This is a genomic window from Mesorhizobium sp. M0496 (assembly GCF_040321205.1).
Taxonomy (GTDB): domain Bacteria; phylum Pseudomonadota; class Alphaproteobacteria; order Rhizobiales; family Rhizobiaceae; genus Mesorhizobium.
In genome coordinates, this window is the sequence record NZ_JAMYRC010000006.1 from 99,209 (window position 1) to 116,466 (window position 17,258).

12 protein-coding genes are annotated in these 17,258 nt (G+C 58.8%); 6 read left to right on the forward strand and 6 right to left on the reverse strand.

Annotation, left to right across the window (positions count from 1 at the left end; genetic code table 11):
- The first annotated feature begins 226 nt into the window (after positions 1 to 226).
- Complete coding sequence (locus NKI73_RS08475; RefSeq protein ID WP_352628537.1) at positions 227 to 1,501, forward strand: DUF4238 domain-containing protein; 1,275 nt, start codon at positions 227 to 229, stop codon at positions 1,499 to 1,501.
- Here NKI73_RS08475 and NKI73_RS08480 read toward each other — a convergent pair.
- On the reverse strand, positions 1,477 to 2,379 hold the full coding sequence (locus tag NKI73_RS08480; RefSeq protein ID WP_352628539.1) for a hypothetical protein: 903 nt from the start codon (positions 2,377 to 2,379) through the stop codon (positions 1,477 to 1,479). The genes NKI73_RS08475 and NKI73_RS08480 overlap by 25 nt on opposite strands.
- A gap of 42 nt (positions 2,380 to 2,421) precedes the next feature.
- Positions 2,422 to 3,150, reverse strand: a complete 729-nt coding sequence (locus NKI73_RS08485; protein ID WP_352628541.1) for a DUF2971 domain-containing protein — start codon at positions 3,148 to 3,150, stop codon at positions 2,422 to 2,424.
- 242 nt (positions 3,151 to 3,392) lie between these two features.
- Between NKI73_RS08485 and NKI73_RS08490 the strand changes: the two genes are divergently transcribed.
- Both NKI73_RS08490 and NKI73_RS08495 read left to right on the forward strand, forming a co-directional pair.
- The gene (locus NKI73_RS08490) at positions 3,393 to 4,403 is read left to right on the forward strand and encodes a nucleoid-associated protein (protein WP_352628543.1); all 1,011 of its coding nucleotides are present in this window, start codon (positions 3,393 to 3,395) and stop codon (positions 4,401 to 4,403) included.
- Positions 4,384 to 5,574 carry a hypothetical protein gene (locus tag NKI73_RS08495; RefSeq protein WP_352628544.1) on the forward strand — a complete coding sequence of 397 codons (1,191 nt, stop codon included), beginning with the start codon at positions 4,384 to 4,386 and terminating at the stop codon, positions 5,572 to 5,574. The genes NKI73_RS08490 and NKI73_RS08495 overlap by 20 nt, the downstream gene beginning before the upstream one ends.
- Positions 5,575 to 6,281: 707 nt before the next feature.
- On the opposite strand, the gene NKI73_RS08500 is transcribed toward NKI73_RS08495, so the two are convergent.
- Together NKI73_RS08500 and NKI73_RS08505 are read right to left on the reverse strand one after the other, a co-directional pair.
- The gene (locus tag NKI73_RS08500) at positions 6,282 to 7,697 is read right to left on the reverse strand and encodes a mannose-1-phosphate guanylyltransferase/mannose-6-phosphate isomerase (RefSeq protein WP_352628639.1); all 1,416 of its coding nucleotides are present in this window, start codon (positions 7,695 to 7,697) and stop codon (positions 6,282 to 6,284) included.
- 240 nt (positions 7,698 to 7,937) lie between these two features.
- A complete protein-coding gene (locus NKI73_RS08505) occupies positions 7,938 to 8,924 on the reverse strand; it encodes a nodulation protein NodZ (protein WP_352628546.1) in 987 nt (328 codons plus the stop codon).
- 973 nt (positions 8,925 to 9,897) lie between these two features.
- On the opposite strand from NKI73_RS08505, the gene gmd reads away from it, so the two are divergent.
- From gmd to NKI73_RS08520, 3 genes are all read left to right on the forward strand, one after another.
- A complete protein-coding gene (gene gmd, locus NKI73_RS08510; protein WP_023692482.1) occupies positions 9,898 to 10,968 on the forward strand; it encodes a GDP-mannose 4,6-dehydratase in 1,071 nt (356 codons plus the stop codon).
- Positions 10,968 to 11,912, forward strand: coding sequence for a GDP-L-fucose synthase (fcl, locus tag NKI73_RS08515; protein ID WP_352628548.1), 945 nt, complete (start codon positions 10,968 to 10,970; stop codon positions 11,910 to 11,912). The genes gmd and fcl overlap by 1 nt, the downstream gene beginning before the upstream one ends.
- A 353-nt stretch (positions 11,913 to 12,265) precedes the next feature.
- Positions 12,266 to 13,687, forward strand: coding sequence for a phosphomannomutase (locus NKI73_RS08520; RefSeq protein ID WP_352628551.1), 1,422 nt, complete (start codon positions 12,266 to 12,268; stop codon positions 13,685 to 13,687).
- A 168-nt stretch (positions 13,688 to 13,855) separates the two neighbouring features.
- On the opposite strand, the gene NKI73_RS08525 is transcribed toward NKI73_RS08520, so the two are convergent.
- Positions 13,856 to 16,252 (reverse strand): transketolase, encoded by a 2,397-nt coding sequence (locus NKI73_RS08525; protein WP_352487295.1) that lies wholly within the window; start codon positions 16,250 to 16,252, stop codon positions 13,856 to 13,858.
- Positions 16,253 to 16,303: 51 nt separating this feature from the next.
- Positions 16,304 to 17,254 carry a PDR/VanB family oxidoreductase gene (locus NKI73_RS08530; protein ID WP_023697831.1) on the reverse strand — a complete coding sequence of 317 codons (951 nt, stop codon included), beginning with the start codon at positions 17,252 to 17,254 and terminating at the stop codon, positions 16,304 to 16,306.
- Positions 17,255 to 17,258 lie beyond the last annotated feature (4 nt).

Below are 17,258 nucleotides of genomic sequence, written 5' to 3' on the forward strand. Positions count from 1 at the left end.
GAAACTTGCCATCCGTTGACCCAAATTGACGGCGACTCTGACTTTTGGCTGAGTCGTTTACAGAAGCTAACATCCGTGCCCGTAGGGGTTATCCGTGCCCGCAGTAGTTAATTGCGGTCGGACATCGCAAGTGGGCAAAATCTGACGGGCTTGCCGCCATGCGGTGCCCGACGAAATACCTCCGCACTTTCAACGGCGCCGAAGCACCGCATCACTGCAGGGAACGATGAACCGGCCATCCAGAAAGCATCACTTTGTTCCTCAGGCCCAGCTTCAGCACTTTGCGGCCGATCCAGAACGACGCTCCATCTACGTTTTCGCCAAGCGGTCCGACCGATCTTTTCTAACGTCGATTGCCAATGCTGGCTCCGAGAATGACTTCAATGCGGTGAGCCTGGGCGATACCAAATGGAACTTCGAGGATCTGTTCCAGGAGGTCGATGCGCTCTCCGCCCGCCTGGTCGCCGAAATCGTCTCGCGACGTTCGCTCGCGTGGATGACGGCGGATGATCGTATCGCACTGGCCGATTTCTTCGCGACTCAGATGCTGCGGACGCATTTTAGCCGAACGGGACCAAAGCATCTGGCGGGCCAATTGCGGGAGATGATGCGCCAGGTCGGCTATGACCCGGATGCCGATCCGCACATGGCTATGCCATCTGATGCGTCAGTGAGACTTGGCGCCGTCAAGGCGTTCCTTGGACGGGAAGGTCACACCATTGCGCTACTCGATCTTCATCCCGCCATCTACGCGAGCGACGGCGAGCATCGCTTCATCATCTCGGACCATCCGGTCAGCCGCATCAACGCCTTCCCCCATGGAGATGTCGGGCTCACTTCGCCGGGCGTAGTGGTGATGCTGCCGGTTTCACCTGGCCTGACGCTTGCCCTGCATTGCCCGACGATCGTGCAACGTTACGAACTGGCGGCGAGCGCAGATATCGAGCCCGAACGCAAGGCAGGAATGATCCGCTATCGCGATGGCTTGCGATCCGGTGCGCCAATCGCCGTCGATGGCGACATGGTGCGCTCCCTGAATGGTCTCCAGGTCTCGCAAAGCGCAGGCTATCTATATGCGGACACAGATGCGTTCGACTTCGCACGCGATATTCTGCGAGAGGACGAGGACCTGCGGAGCGTCGAGACGCATGCCGAACTTGGAGAAATGGGGCATGCGCCTCCGCCGCGGCCGGGCATGCCCGCAGGAACGCACCTCGTCATTTTCGGTCCGCTCAATCACTGCGCGCTGGCAATTGAAGAGATCGACGAGAGCGGCGAGGGCCTGACGGCAAGAACCAGACAGGTCGATCTGCTCGCCCAAGTCGCTGCCGACACCGGGATGTTGCGGGTTGAGCTCTATGTCGATCGGCAGATGAGGCGTGGAATGGGTCAAGCGATGGTTGAGTGTTTTGGTGAGCCGTCGTCCGGCTGGTTTCGGGTAGTCCATCGCGATCCGAGCCTGAGATCGCTCAGCGTTCAGCTCGACGCCGAGCGCCGTTGAGATCGCCCGGAAGCGAAAGAGCGTTTCAGGATCCGGTCGAGATCGCGGTAGCTGAAGGCCGGTGCGCGGCCGATCAGGAATAACGGCGCGAAGTCATCGATCAACTTCTGACCTGGCTTCAAAGATTCCCGTATTTTGCGCCGGATCTGTTTCAGTTGCGCGCTGGACGGGTTTACGATGCCGTCGCGTTGTAGGACGGTCGTGACCATACGTTCGAGGCGATCATGCCGCATGCGCCCGAAACAGTAGGTTCGGACGTATCGCAACAGCGACTGCAGGAACAAACCCTGGCAGTGAAATGACTGCATGACCCCGCCCAGGGTCTGCTCGAATGCGGCTGTCACATTCGAGGTCCGGTTCATCTCTCGATAGAAGTCCAACGTTTGCGCCTCGAGGAAGCCGACGCTGATTTCAGCGGGCGGCGCGAAGAAGAGATAGGACGGCACGGGACGCCTCAGGCTCACTTGTTTGTAAAGATGCAACCCGAAGCAAAGAGCGAAGATGCAGATGAGATTGTTGGCCGTCGCAACATTGAGGGCACGGAGATCTTCGATGATCTCGGCCCAGCCGACGCGTTCGCCGCTCGGTGCTAGCAGGAGCCCCTCGGCAATTGTTCCGTGAGCATCGACATGGAGCACCGGCCTCAATCCCTGCTCGGCCTTCGTCGTCAACTGCCTGAACAGCTCGCTCAGTTCGCTACGATCTCGAACCGCATATTCCAACACGGGGAAACCACCGGCGGTGGAGAGGCCCTCAAGGTCTTCTAGGATACGCCGGCTGGGGCCCATCTCCTGTTCCGGTAGCGAGTGAACCCAGACGACCGCGTTGGTCTGCAGCGGTTCCGAGATCGTGAGTGCGGTGTCCGAGTACGATATCATTCTGCCGAGCCTCGCCTTGCACTGGTGCCTACTTGCTGGGCCTTAGACATAGCGAGGTTGACCGAGAAGGGTGGAAAGCTCAAGGCGATCGCCTAGCCCGGCCGCAGCCACATGTTGAGACACGGTGGCGCGCTCGGCTTCGGTTGTGGTTGAGCCGAGGACGATGCGTTCAATCAGAGTGGGAAGATCGACGTCGACGAGGATGCCGTGTTGGGGAACTCGGACGCCAAATTCCTCAGCCATTCTAACGGAGATGGCGAGCCGATATTCCCGCTCCCATTCAAAAGCCCGGTGCTTGAAAAAGAACCGGTCGAGCATGCCGATGCCGCGCATCCGAACCTGGGTCAAGTCGACATATTGGACCGGACCGCCCCACAGATCTTCGACGCCATATTCCGGTTTGAGCCGAAAGGGTTTGAAGGCGGCGCGCATGCGATCGGGCGTCGTACAGATCGCGATGCCTTTGTGCTCTCCGGAGTAGAGCTTCCACATCGCGTCACTTTCATAGACGGCACGGTGCCAGCAGCTTATCTTGGTCAAACGTTTGAGTTGGAAGAAGGCGCGCTCCACGCCCTCCACCTCGGCGTAGCGCGGATCAGGCGGCGGCACGTTCAATTGGACGGCGACGGCGCCTTCGAAAGGATCGATAAACTGATTGGCCGATGCAAAATAGAGTCTGCTTTCCGCGAGCGTTGAAAGGAAGCGCTCGAAACGAAAATACTTCCATAGCGCCTCGTTGCCTTCGACCGCAATTTCGCCAATCTTGCGCACCCTAAACTCCATTTTCAGTAGCGCTTGCGTAAGGCCCATTCTATTTCAAGTCTACTACAGCACGGGATGCGGGAAGGCGGAAGAACCCGTCTATGATGCGCCGCCGAAAAGCCACCTTGGCGAGTTGGTAGGACTGGATCGCCTCCTGGAGTTTCATCTGGCGCCCGTAGTGGACGCCGCCGTCTACCACTATCATGTTGTCGGCGCCGTAAGTAATCTGGTCGCACACGGGGGATAGACCATTGGCAGAAAACAGCATCATCAGCGTTGCCGTGCATGACCTGAAGAAGGACGCCGACAAGTTCGACATCGCGTTGGGCAAATCGAATTTGAAGGTCACCGAACCGGTCCAGCGACTCGTGGACGTACTGGATAAGCTCTATGGCCGCCGCACGTCCAAGTCCCATGGTAAATTCTCCGATGATGAGGACAACTACCCCACTCAACGGCATCTTCGAGAATACGTGGAGGCCGAGGAGAAGGATTTCGCTACCCTTACGGAATCGCTGATGAAGACGTTGGCGGCAAACGCCCAGACCAAAGCGGCTGCCACTGGTGGTCACGTTTTCTTCTCACACTTCACCCGAGACGAGCGGCACTATCTCATGGTCGCTATCGTCACCGATACGCTCAGCGCCGCGCTTACCCGGCAGAACGACGTGCACGATGTGGCTCATCTCGACATCGAAGGATTCAGGTTCGCCGGGCGCATCAACATCTCCGGATGGGCGAACAAGGAGGATCGTTACATAGGCTTCCTTAAGGGCAAAGGGAACGTCGCCGAATATTTTCAGGCTTTCCTCGGCTGCATCGATCCCGTGCAGGAGAAGGCCGACACCAAGAACCTGGTGGAGGCCTTGATGTCTTTTGCCGACGACAAGAGCTTGAAGCCCGAGGCGAAGACGGCCTTCCTGACCAAAGCCAAGGAAATATGCGACCGCGCCGCGCTCAAGCGGGAGGAACTCTCATTCGACGCACTCACCAACGAGTTGCTGCCCGAGGATCCAGGGAGCCTCCGCGATTATCTCGCCAACCCGGACCTGAAGCTCAACGACTGGTTCATACCCAACAGGTCAGTGCTGAACACCCTCGTCCGTTTCAAAGGGCGCACGGACCACTGGTCACTCGAGTTCGACCGCAAGGCGATCCAGGCAGGCGAGGTGACCTACGATCCGGAGAAGCAGACGCTCACCCTCCGCAATCTGCCTGCGGAATTGAAGGACAGGTTGAGCGGTGAATTCGAAGATGCCTAGGCTCGGTTGGCAAGACATCGAGCCCATCTATGCGGTCACGGCCTTCGCCGATGATGGCTCCGGCACGCTGACCATCACTACGCAGCCCATTCTGAACGTCCTGCTGCTGATTGATCAGGACGAGGACGCAGCCGCCGATGCCGGCATGGCGTTGCTCACCGAAAGAGACCAGCTCGAGCTCGGCAAGCAAGCGCATGTCCAGTTCAATGCGCCGCGGACGTCGCTCGGTAGGTTCGCATTGTCCTTCGCCAACCTGATTGCTGGACCGAAGGCCCGTGTGGAAGAGCCGGCCAATTACTTCGTCGTGGACGGCAGGTTGACCCGGCACTCTCAACCACCGGCGGACCTACAATTGAGTTACCGGTTAGTTCTTTCGCTGGTGGCATTGCTGGCGCGGGCTGCCGCCTTCCTCGATGGAGTTCAGCAGGAAATCGTCTTCTTTCGCGATGGCCGCATAGCGATCCCGGTAGACTACGATGAGAACGACCTGGCCAGCCTCAAGGCCGACCAAGTCGCTAAACTCGTCGGACTGTTCGCGGATCCAGTGCATCTCGAGCAGAAGCTCACGATCCTGTCGGAGGCCGTCATAGACTTGGTCGCAGGTCTGCCGACCGGACAGAGGTTTCGTCATGTCATTCGTGGGGTCGGGGAGATCGTCGAAAAGGTGGCCGCAGGCTACCGGCTATTCGCCTCCAGCTTCACCTATTCCAAGATCCGGCGAGAGGTCGAAACCGCGCAGGCCGAATTCATCACCCGCATCCACAAGACTTTCGTGGACCTTCAAGGTCAGATACTCGGCATTCCTATCGCCACGATCGTCGTCGCTTCGCAACTCAAGGTCGCAAAGGCTTGTGGAATTGAGGTATGGACGAACATCGCGGTGATAGCCGGCGCCTGGATATTCGTCCTGTTCCTTCTCGCGAGCATCGTGAACCAATGGCTGACTCTCAAGGCTATAGCGTTTGAGTTCGGGCGCCAACAAGATCGGCTAGTGAAGGATTTTGCCGAGGTAAGGGGTGACTTCAACACGGCGTTCGAGCAACTGACGAATCGCGCCTTCTGGCACCGCGTGGTTTTCGTGGTAGTTGGTCTCATCGGTGTCGGAGGAGCAAGCTTCGCGACGTGGGCGGCCACCAAGCTTATTGAAGTCGAGATTCACACCTGCATCTGACCAGGTAAAAGGACTGTACCCGCCTACAATAGTTGGCCCGATTCTGGACCATGGCGGAACCAGCTTTAGGGACCTGAGCGGACATTGGCCCGAATGACAGGTTTTAGGTAATCGTCAAGCGAGCCTGAACGACCGAAAATGAGGCGCTTTGCGGTCCGTCAGGAATGTCGCGCACGCCCTGCGCCTGGCACCACTCGAGGAACTGGCCGACATCCCAGCTTAGCGATGGAAGTCGTCTCCTTCGAACCGTGGTTCCGATGGCCTTTCAATCAGCGCTTGCCGGGATCATGCTTGCCGCAGACCTGGTCAAGCATAGTGCGGGTTTTCCGATGAGTCCGACGACCAGCACTCGCGTGAATCTACTGCGCCCCCTTGGTTCTTACCTCCATGATCCGCAAGCCAAAGATTCCAGCGGCCGCTGCATCTGCAGCGATGAGGATTTCGTTGCCGCCTACAGGCTGAAATACGGCTGTGCCGTTGAACAGCTGAGCAACGGGTCCGCCTAAGAAAGATCTGAAGTCTTCGTTGCCGCCGACGGCGCGCTGTCAAGCGCTCACCGATGTTTTGGACCACGATCGAGTGCCTGATGAGAGTGCGGGGCGGATACTATGACACGCTCGGCCCGCTGCTTGCCAATGTCAGGCCCAGAACCCACGACAGAGATCCTTGAGCGACGGCTCGCCGTTTAACGTTTTTTGTATTCTTATCTACGTTCGACCATATTCGTCGTCGAAGCGAACGATATCATCCTCGGCGAGATAATCGCCGCTCTGCACTTCAATGATAACCAGGTCAATTCTGCCTGGGTTCTCGAGCCGATGCTTATGGCCGCAGGGGATGTAAGTAGATTCGTTTGTCCCCAGGAACAACTCCTGCTCGCCATTGACGATTTTGGCGGAGCCGCTGACCACGACCCAGTGCTCCGAACGATGATAGTGCATCTGCAGGCTCAACTGGCGACCGGGCTTCACCTCGATGCGTTTGATCTTGAAGCGCTCGCCTTCCTCCAGAACCGTATAGGTACCCCAGGGCCGGTGTACCGTGCTATGGACCAGATGAGCTTCATGTCCCGAAGCCTTGAGGCCCTCGAAGAGCTTCTTAACGTCCTGAACGCGGTCGCGGGATGTGACAAGCAAAGCGTCCGGGGAATCCACGATCACCAGATCGCTTACGCCCACCGTGCCGATGACGCGCTTGTCGGAGCTCACATAGGTGCCGGTCGTGTCGACCATGTGCACATCGCCGCGTATCCTGTTCCCGCTTTCGTCGGGGGCGATCAAATCGGCCATTGCGTTCCAAGATCCGATGTCGTTCCAATCCATGTCGCAGGGAATCACGGCAAGTCTGTTAGTCTTCTCCATGACAGCGTGGTCGAGCGAGATTCGCGGCGCGGAACCGAAATGCTCAGGCGCGAGTTCGATTTTGGCAAAGCCTTGGCATTGACTGGCGCGGCCGTTCTCATAGCTGTCGGCGACGGCCTGGAGCACCTCGGGACAATGCAAAACCATCTCGTCGAGCATGGTTTGCGCACTGAAGCAGAAGATGCCGGCGTTCCAGAAGAAGCGTTGAGACGCGACATAGGCTTTGGCTGTCTCCAGATCCGGTTTTTCAACGAAACGGACGACGTTCTCACCATCTGCTTCGATGTAGCCGAATGCTGTGTCCGGTCTGGTTGGGGTGATGCCCAATGTGGCGATCCGCCCGAGCTTCGCATGTTCCATGGCCAGGCCCATGACGTCTAGAAACGCAGGCAGGTTGCCAATCAGGTGATCGGCCGGGAAGACGCACAGGATCGCGTCAGGGCCTTGCGTTGCCCTCGCATGGATCGCGGCTGCAGCCACGGCGGCGGCCGTATCCCGAGGTTCGGGCTCGAGCAGAAAGGTGCGTGGCAGGACCACGGAATCCAGTTCGTCAAATTCGTCCTTGGTCAGGAAGAGGTGGTCCCCGGATGTCACAGCGACGAGTTCCACGACACCTTCTATCGAAGCGGCGCGCAGCACAGTCTGCTGAATGAGAGAATATCCATCCGCCACTTTGAGGAAAGGTTTGGGGTGCGATTGCCTTGAGGCGGGCCATAGCCGCGATCCGGCTCCGCCGCTGATGATCACGGGAATGACTTTCATAACCAACCTCAATTTCGTCTCTGGAGTGATCGCCCGCGTTCTTTCGAGCGTCAGCGTCACGATCGCCGTCGCTCTGGCTTGTCTGCGGCCCCCGCGTAACAGCGAAGTTCTGGCGCGTTGCAGGCGGCGTCAGATGACGACGGTATCGATAATGTACGACGCCTCCACTGGCGTCGGTGAGAAATGCGCATTCAACTATGCCTGTTGGTTGCGTCTGCCGAATTGCGCAGGTGGCGGGTCTTAACTGAGATCAGAGACTTGGCTGCCTTCTATCAAAGTCAAACGACTTGGCTCTTTCAGATCGAATTCAATTACCCGTGGTGCGAAAAGGCGTGCATATCGTGTAAAGGCGCTCGTCGGGGGAAACCGAATTACGGTATCGCAGCGCCCGAGAAGATACATCTCAACGAGGGCGGAAATTCCGCCGTCAATCCCGAGTGCTGCAGTGTGTAAGGGGCCACCTTGATTGGATCCGAAGTGCTTCGGGACAGTGAGCAGATCGGGAAACCTGGCCGACAGAAGATCCAGTATCCGCGCGCTGTCCGTGCATAAGAACAGCCGCACAGGCCTGGGGTGCGGTAACGCCTTAGCCTTGTCAATTGCAGCGCACACTTGCCGAACGGCTAGCTCCGGATCGGCCCAGTAGGGCGCATGCTCCATGATGTCTTCACCGTTACCGTGCCGAACATGAATCCCGATGATGCTGTGCCCCTCAAAACATTCCTGATAAATGGCATCTATGCGGGCTTGAATTTCTGGCCGAGGCTGGACACTCTGGAACACCTGCCGCTCTGCATCCTCATCGCACCGCCACATCAGACAAGCGTCACACACTACTGTGTTCGCTTCGACATCGTGTTCGGCCTGAAAGAGCTCGCCCAACTCATCGCGCTCTTGGAAAATCTGCTCATCTGGCCGGTAAAGGCACTCGATCGCCGGCCTGTTCCACCACTCCGGGAAGAATGGACCAGGGAAGGAAACGTCGTTCATCCGGTCGTCGGAAATAGCCGGCACGCCAGCGATGTCATTGATCGGCTGGAAGAACACCGGAAACGCATTTGTGAAGGGTTGGTCGAGGTAGCAGGCCCCCCGCCAGTCGATGACTAGAGTTCGTCCCGACCGCTGCGCGTAGCGCCAAGCGGCCGCCAATGACCACAGACAATCACCGAACCCCGTACGCCTCCGAGAGACGACGAACCGGCGCTTTTCCAATCCACTAACATGCATTTTCGGAAATCTCGTTCAGAGGGGAGGTTGCCCGGTTTGGTATCCTTAGTCGACACGTAGACCCTGACGCCGGGCGCTTGGCAGAGGCCGGGCCATAGGGCAGAAGAGCTCACTCAGCACTGCCCAATAATCCCGTGACGCTCGCACAGCTTGAAGCCGATGCCCTCGCTTCCGGTTCAGCCTTCTCTACTGGGCCTCCGCGGCATATGTAAAATCTATTGAGTGGATGCCGGCCATCCATGTGTTGGATGCCATGATGAAGGGGCTCGGCTGACGCGGGCCCGGCCAATAGAGCCGAAACAGCCGGGAAACGCTGCGACACTGCCTGCCGGAGCAAATCGTTCCGTCGACGCCATACGCCAAGGGTGCAAGGCTGCATACAGCAACCGGTACCGGGCGAGATGAGGTCGACAGCTCGACGCGCCTGGAACCAGCTGATCGACAGAATCTGCAGTCTGCTCCCAAAGTTCTGCACGACCTGTGCCGGATGCTGTGGTGAGGGCTCGCGGCCACGAACGTTGTCCTCGCCCCGAACGGAAGCTCGCGCCTACGACTCCGGGCCGGCGATGCGCCCCCGCTGCTCGGTCAGACCATCCATTCTGTGGATGCACTTTATCCAAACAATCGATTTCACTGATCCAAACAATTCCCATTAGAAGACGCTGAAGCAAGAAAGAAAGGCGTCCTCACTCACTGATGGATGAGCAAATCAGCTGCAAGGTGCTGGGAGTACATGTCGCTCACGGCGTGAGCTGAGCGGCACTCAGACCGCATGTACGAAGCCGACAGGTTAGCGGCGCAACTCTATTTTGCTGTGACTCCAAGCAAGAGGTGTGCTCGGCTGGCGGACTGTCAATGACGAGCTTCGCGCCGCATCTGTCGAAGTGCTCCATAGCGCACGGGGCTGGCCGCACATTGTGTCGGCGTGGCGAGCCGGAGCCGAAACTTTAAACTTTAATAGAGCAGGAATAGAATGGGCGATAGCAGAAAAGTTGCTCTTATTACGGGCATAACTGGACAGGATGGTGCCTATCTTGCCCGTCTTCTTCTCAAAAAAGGCTACATCGTTCATGGGATTAAGCGACGTTCCTCTTCCTTCAACACGGGTCGTATCGAAGACCTCTACCAAGACCCGCACGAATCCGATCCGCGCCTGATCTTGCATTACGGTGACCTCACTGATTCGACTAACCTCATCCGCGTGGTTCAGGAATCTCAGCCAGACGAAATTTACAACTTGGCTGCTCAGAGCCATGTGCAGGTGTCGTTCGAAACACCTGAGTACACAGCAAACGCGGACGGTATCGGTACATTGCGACTTCTTGAGGCGATTCGCCTCCTCGGTCTGACGGACAAGACCCGCTTCTATCAAGCCTCGACTTCGGAGCTATACGGCCTCGTGCAGTCCGTACCGCAGAACGAAACGACGCCCTTTTATCCGCGCAGCCCTTACGCCGCCGCCAAGCTCTACGCCTACTGGATGGTCGTCAATTATCGCGAGGGCTATGGTATGCACGCTTCCAACGGCATTCTTTTTAATCACGAAAGCCCCCTTCGTGGCGAAACTTTTGTGACGCGCAAGATCAGCCGCGCTGCCGCTGCTATCTACCTGGGCAAGCAGGACAAGCTTTATCTCGGCAATCTCGATGCTCAACGCGATTGGGGCCATGCGCGTGAGTACGTGCGAGGTATGTGGATGATGATACAGCAGGATCAACCGGATGATTACGTGCTGGCTACGGGCAAAACGACTCCTGTCCGCCAATTCGTCGAGTGGGCTTTCGAAGATATCGGCGTCGAGATCGAATGGCGTGGCAAGGGTGTCGGCGAAAAGGGCTATGATGTAGCGAGCGGCAGATGCCTAGTCCAAGTGGACCCACGCTACTTCCGCCCCACGGAAGTCGATCTTCTCCTGGGTGACGCTACCAAGGCGAAGGAGAAGCTCGGCTGGGTGCATGAGACATCCGTGCGCGAGCTTGCTGCGGAAATGGTACGCGAAGACCTGAAGGTCATGCAGACATCTGTAGTCATGAAGGAAGCGTAATGTATGATCTGAACGGAAAAACCGTGTGGGTCGCTGGCCACAAAGGTATGGTGGGCAGCGCTGTTGTACGCCGACTCGCGTCTGAAGACTGCAAAGTTGTGGCCGCCCCTCGGGGAGAGCTAGATCTCAAGCGACAGACCGAGGTTGAAAACTTCGTGGCAGTGATGAAACCGGACGCTATCATTATGGCGGCGGCAAAGGTAGGTGGTATTCTCGCGAACGCCACCTATCCGGTCGACTTTCTTTACGACAATCTGATGATCGAGGCCAATATCTTCGCGGCAGCCCACGAAAACAATGTCGACCGCGTCCTCTTCCTCGGCTCGTCTTGCATCTATCCGAAGATGGCACCACAGCCCATTCCTGAGAGCGCGCTTTTGACCGGGCCACTAGAGCGCACCAACGAATGCTACGCCGTCGCCAAGATCACCGGCATCAAAATGGCTCAAGCCTATCGCCAGCAATATGGCCGCGACTACATCTCCGCTATGCCGACGAATCTCTACGGGCCAGGCGACAATTATGACTTGCAGTCAAGCCACGTCATCCCAGCGCTGATCCGGAAAGCGCATGAAGCTAAGCTCATAAATGATAAGCAAATCACCATCTGGGGCACGGGCACACCACGTCGGGAATTCATGCACGTCGACGACTGCGCCGACGCATTAGTCTTCCTTCTGAAGAACTACTCTGACCATGATCACGTCAATCTCGGCTGCGGACAGGACATCACGATCCTAGAGCTGACCAGAATGATCTGCCGTGTAGTCGGATTTACTGGGGAGATCGCGCATGATCACTCTAGACCTGACGGTACACCGCGAAAGTTGATGAGCGTCGACAAGCTGCGCACTTTGGGATGGGCAGCAAAGATCACTCTCATGGAAGGCATCGAGAGTGTCTATCATGCATTTCTGAACGGGAGCCACACCGAACGGCGATAGATAAGAGGATTTGCTGCGTCTCAGGCCTGTACGCGCTTTCTGGACCCAGAGCTAATGTAGACTGAGACAATCACTCGATGGCGATAGCGCTCATGTGAGCCAGCCGCGAGGAGCCCTGCCGGACCAGGGACCCCATCCGCTCCAACCTCGTCGCCGTGAAGGTCACGGTGCGCTGCCCACGCCGACGCCGACTGCGTCAATCCTCACAAGGGTAACCGTCGATAACCGAACGCGTCTACGGTAACCGAATGTACTTCTTGTTCTCGTCCGAGGGATCTGTCGATGGGCATTCCGGACGAGCCAAGGTTTGAGCATGTTACCTTCAAAACCCGGTTAGCAACGTCGGATTTGGTATGAAATTCGGAACAAGTGGATTACGGGGCCTGGCGACAGAATTGGCAGGAGCCGCCTCTGCCCTATATGCAACGGCATTCGCGACATTCCTGCTGGAATCCGGCCTGGCCAGAATTGGCGACGAGATACTCATAGGGCGCGACTTTCGCGCCTCGAGTCCGGCCATCGCCGCCGTCTGTGCGGCGGCACTGTCCGCGCTCGGCTTCATCGTAGTCGATTGCGGCGCAGTCCCCACCCCTGCCCTGGCACTGTATGCTCAGGCGCGTAAGAGTGGTTGTTTGATGATCACAGGCTCGCACATTCCGGCCAACCGTAATGGAATAAAATTCTATCGACCCGACGGTGAGATCGACAAGGGTGATGAGCGGGAGATAACGCGCATCGCCTTGCAGTTGGAGAAGCGCGGATACGTCCTTGAAGGTGCTGTTGCACGTCGGCAGCACCGGGAGGCCGAATGCAAGGCCTTTTTCATGGCGCGCAATCGAAAGCTTATGGAGATTAATGCTCTAAAGGGCTTAAGGGTGGGCGTATATCAGCACAGCACAGTCGCGCGCGATCTCTTGGTTGACATTCTCTCATATCACTGTGCGACGGTCGTAACCCTGGGACGTTCGGAAGGTTTCATTCCTGTCGACACTGAAGCGGTCTCTGACGAGACTGCTCAACAGTTCAAGCTCTGGGCCAAAGAGCATCGGCTTGATGCGGTCGTCTCGGCAGATGGCGATGGTGACCGCCCACTGGTAGCTGACGACCACGGAGACCCCCTTCGCGGTGATTTGTTAGGCCTGATTACGGCGAACTTCCTGCAAGCGAAGGCAGTCGTCACGCCGGTCACATCAAACTCTGGTATCGAGACCGCAGGTTCTTTTAAAGTCGTGCGTACCAAGGTTGGATCGCCATTTGTTATTGCTGCCATGCTCGATTTGGTTGCGTCGGGTCACGAGCGCGTGGTTGGTTTCGAAGCAAACGGTGGTTTGTTGACCGGCACGGACTTTGACCCGAACGGAACTAAACTGCCAGCGCTACCTACACGCGACAGTTTTCTCCCCATCCTTGCGGCACTTTCCCTTGTTAATACAAGTGGGCAGCCACTGTCGGAAATTGGCAGTTCCTTTCAATTGCCGGCGGCGGCGGCGGATCGCTTGGAAAATTTTTCCGTCGAAAGCAGCACTCGCCTCATGACATACCTTCGTACGGCGGAAACTAACATCGCCGCCTTCGTCGGGTCGATTGGAGTGGTAAGCAAGGTTAGTGATGTCGACGGACTTCGTATCACTCTCGCGGATAAGCGTGTCTTGCATTTGCGTCCGTCCGGAAATGCCCCGGAAATGCGGTGCTACGTCGAAGCCGAAAATCGGGAGGACGCGGAGCTTTTGCTCCGGACTGGATTGGATCGAATTCGTAATTGGACGCAAGGCTAAATAAAAGCCGCCTCCCTGCATATTCCAGGTGACCCTGGGGGTCGCACAAGCTACTCAAGCGCGATCAGAACGTCCACAGTGTCCCGGCCCTGTCCGCTTTGAAGCGAACCGGAACGCCCGTGGAAACAGCCGATCCGTACCAGCCACGGAGCATCCGGTAGCTCATGGTCAAGGCAGCGCCTTCCGGTAGCGAACAGCCGGTCCCGCACTCACCGCCTGCGCCGCATGTACGATGGCGTTGGTGTCCAGGCCGTGGTGACGGTATAGGTCCGCAATAGTCCCCGTCTGGCCGAACTGCTCGACCCCGAGCGCCTTCACGCGATGCCCGTTAACCCCACCGAGCCACGCGAGCGTCGCCGGGTGGCCGTCGATCACGGTGACGATGCCGCAGTCACGCGATAGCGGCGCGAGCAGCCGCTCGATATGACTCAGCGCGCCAATCGCGCCACGCTGCCGGGCACGTTCCGCCGCCTGCCAGCCCGCATTAAGCCGGTCCGCGGAGGTGATCGCGAGCAGCCCGACATCGCGCCGGTCCTCCGCCAGAAGACCCGTCGCGGCAATCGCCTCCGGCGCGACGACGCCTTGATAAGCAATGACGACACTCGCGTTGGGCCCAGGCGGACGCAGCCAATAGGCGCCATTGACGATGTCCCGCGCGAGCGCCGGGTTCATGTCGCGCAGCGGCTGCTCGAGCGGCCGGGTTGACAGGCGAAGATAGACCGATCCTCCGGTCTGATCACGCAGCCACGTCGTCTCATCCGGATCCCCCTCGCCATTACGTTGCATGTAATCGAAGGCAAAGCGCATGATCACGGACAGTTCGTCGACGAAGGCCGGTTCGAAGGCGCAAAGCCCATCCTGCGCCATGCCGATCAATGGGGTGCCGATCGACTGGTGTGCTCCGCCCTCGGGCGCTAGCGTCACGCCCGAGGGCGTTGCGACCAGCATGAAGCGCGCATCCTGATAGCAGGCGTAGTTTAGCTGGTCGGCCGATCGGTAGATGAAGGGATCATAGACTGTCCCGATCGGCAGCAGGCGCACGCCATTGATCGAGTGCGAGAGACCGAGCGCCCCGAGCATGATCATCAGGTTCGACTCGGCGATCCCGAGTTCGAGGTGCTGCCCCTTCGGCCCAAATTCCCAGGTAAAGGTCGACGGAATGCGTTCGGCCTTGAAGGTGTCCGCCATGGTCTCCCGGGCGAAAAGGCCGCGCCGGTTGACCCAGCCACCGAGATTGGTCGAGACCGTCACATCGGGCGAGGTGGTGACAATGCGGTCGGCAAGCAGACTGCGCTCGCGTGCGATGTCGTTCAGGATCTGGCCGAACCCCATCTGGGTCGAGAGCGGCTTGCCGGGCTGCCCCGGTGACGGAAGGGTTTCAGGCACCGGCACCGACGGCGCAGACAGCCTCCTACGCCCCTCACTGAAGAACGGCGCCTTTGCGAAGAAGGCGTCAAGTTCCGCTTCCGGCAAGGTGGCGGCCGCCCATTTGTCCCACTCCTCACCCCGCTTTACGCCCATTTGCAGGCGGTAGTCTTCCATCTGCGTGGGCGTCATCTGCCCCGCGTGGTTGTCCTTGTGTCCGGCAAGCGGCAGACCGTAGCCCTTGATGGTGTAACAGATGAAGCAGACGGGACGGTCATGCCTAGACGCCGCCTCGAAGGCTTCGAGGAGGCTCGGCATGTCATGCCCGCCAAGGTTCGTCATCAACGCCTGCAACTCGTCGTCGGAGCGGCGTTCGATCAGAGTGGTGACCGGCCCTTGGTCTCCGATCTCGTCGAGCAGCCGCTTGCGCCAGGCAGCACCCCCTTGGAAGGTCAGCGCCGAATAGAGCTGGTTCGGACAGCGCTCTATCCACTCGAGCAGCTTCTCGCCCCCCGGCTCGGCAAAGGCAGCCTCTTGCAGAGCGCCGTGGCGCAGGACCATCACGTCCCAGCCGAAGTTGCGAAAAATCTGCTCGAAACGCTGCCAGAGGCCCTCCCGGATCACGGCGTCGAGCGACTGGCGATTGTAGTCGACCACCCACCAGCAGTTCCTGAGCCCGTGCTTCCAGCCTTCGATCAGGGCCTCGTAGATGTTGCCCTCATCCATCTCGGCGTCGCCGATCAGGCTGACCATTCGGCCCTCGGCACGCTCCTTCATCCAGCCGTGACCCGAGACGTAGTCCTGCACCAGCGACGAGAACAGCGTCTGAGCAACGCCGAGACCCACCGACCCGGTCGAGAAGTCGACATCGTCGACATCCTTCGTCCGCGAAGGGTAGCTCTGCGCGCCCTTGTAGCCGCGGAAGTTCATGAGCTTTTCGTGGGTCTGGTTGCCCGCCAGATACTGAAGTGCATGGAAGATCGGCGCCGCATGGGGTTTGACCGCCACCCGATCCTGCGGGCGCAGGACCGAACCGTAGAGCGCGGTCATGATGGTACTCAGCGACGCGGACGAGGCCTGATGCCCCCCGACCTTGATCTCATCGCCCTCGCGGACGTGGTTGGCGTGGTGGATCGTCCAGGCTGCGAGCCAGGAGACGCAGCGCTCGATCTCGTTCAGATATTCCAGTTTCCTCGTCATTCAGTTTCCCGCAAATCAGCTGCCGGTCTCACAGGACCCCCGCCCAAATGGTCAAAGATCGAGTTTCAACACACCTGTCGCGCGCGACACGCAGGGGATGAAGCGGTGGCCGCGTGCCTCCTTGGACAGGACGGCATCCCGATGGATCGGCTGTCCCGCCAGCATTGCGCATTCGCAGGTCCCGCACACCCCGTTCTCACACGAGGCCATCAACGGCACACCGGCCGCACGCAAGGCGGCCAGTGCCGTGGTCTCAGCCGAAACCTCAACCACCCTGCCCTCAGCCAGTTCTATGACGAATGGTTCCGGTGGCGCGCCATCAAACTCGGGAGGCTGGAAAGTTTCGAAATGAACAGTACCCTCGGGCCAGTGTTGAGCCGCGCGCCCCACAACCGCCATGAAGCCAGGCGGTCCGCAGTAGTATGTCTGCGCGTCGTCCGAACGGTTCGCCAGCAGCGCGGCGATGTTCTGCCGGGTCTGAGGCTCGTCGTCGAAATGGATCCGCACATTGCCGCCAGGAAGATCGCTCCCGATCGCCGCCAAGAGTGGCGTGAGCGCCCGGCTGCGGGTGAAATAGTGCAACTCGAAGGGCTTGGCCTGCCGGGTGAGCGCGCGCGCCATGGCCAGAATCGGGGTGATCCCGATCCCCCCTGCCAGCAGCAAAGTCGGCCCCTCGCCTGGCTTGAGCGCAAAATGGTTGCGTGGCGCGGAGACAGGCAGTGTGGAGCCGACGGCAATGGTTTCGTGGATCCACGCCGAGCCGCCACGGCCGTCATTCTCGCGCTTCACCGCGATGGTGTAGCGGCCAAGCTCGGTCGGGTCGCCGCAAAGTGAATACTGACGCACCTTCCCTTCAGGCAGATGGACGTCGACGTGAGAACCCGCTTCGAACGCCGGCAGCACAGGTTTGCGTGGGTGTTTCAGGTCGATGACCAGCACGTCGCCCGGCTCCTTGCGGGCGGCGGTCACGGTCAGCTTCATGATGATGCGCGGCGAGGCCATGGCG

What these genes read in the sequence shown, in the direction of transcription:
- NKI73_RS08520 (WP_352628551.1), top strand. Translation starts at nt 12,266, where the DNA reads ATGAAATTCGGAACAAGTGGATTACGGGGCCTGGCGACAGAATTGGCA.
- fcl (WP_352628548.1), top strand. Translation starts at nt 10,968, where the DNA reads ATGTATGATCTGAACGGAAAAACCGTGTGGGTCGCTGGCCACAAAGGT.
- NKI73_RS08505 (WP_352628546.1), bottom strand. Translation starts at nt 8,924, where the DNA reads ATGCATGTTAGTGGATTGGAAAAGCGCCGGTTCGTCGTCTCTCGGAGG.
- NKI73_RS08525 (WP_352487295.1), bottom strand. Translation starts at nt 16,252, where the DNA reads ATGACGAGGAAACTGGAATATCTGAACGAGATCGAGCGCTGCGTCTCC.
- gmd (WP_023692482.1), top strand. Translation starts at nt 9,898, where the DNA reads ATGGGCGATAGCAGAAAAGTTGCTCTTATTACGGGCATAACTGGACAG.
- NKI73_RS08500 (WP_352628639.1), bottom strand. Translation starts at nt 7,697, where the DNA reads ATGAAAGTCATTCCCGTGATCATCAGCGGCGGAGCCGGATCGCGGCTA.
- NKI73_RS08530 (WP_023697831.1), bottom strand. Translation starts at nt 17,254, where the DNA reads ATGGCCTCGCCGCGCATCATCATGAAGCTGACCGTGACCGCCGCCCGC.
- NKI73_RS08480 (WP_352628539.1), bottom strand. Translation starts at nt 2,379, where the DNA reads ATGATATCGTACTCGGACACCGCACTCACGATCTCGGAACCGCTGCAG.
- NKI73_RS08475 (WP_352628537.1), top strand. Translation starts at nt 227, where the DNA reads ATGAACCGGCCATCCAGAAAGCATCACTTTGTTCCTCAGGCCCAGCTT.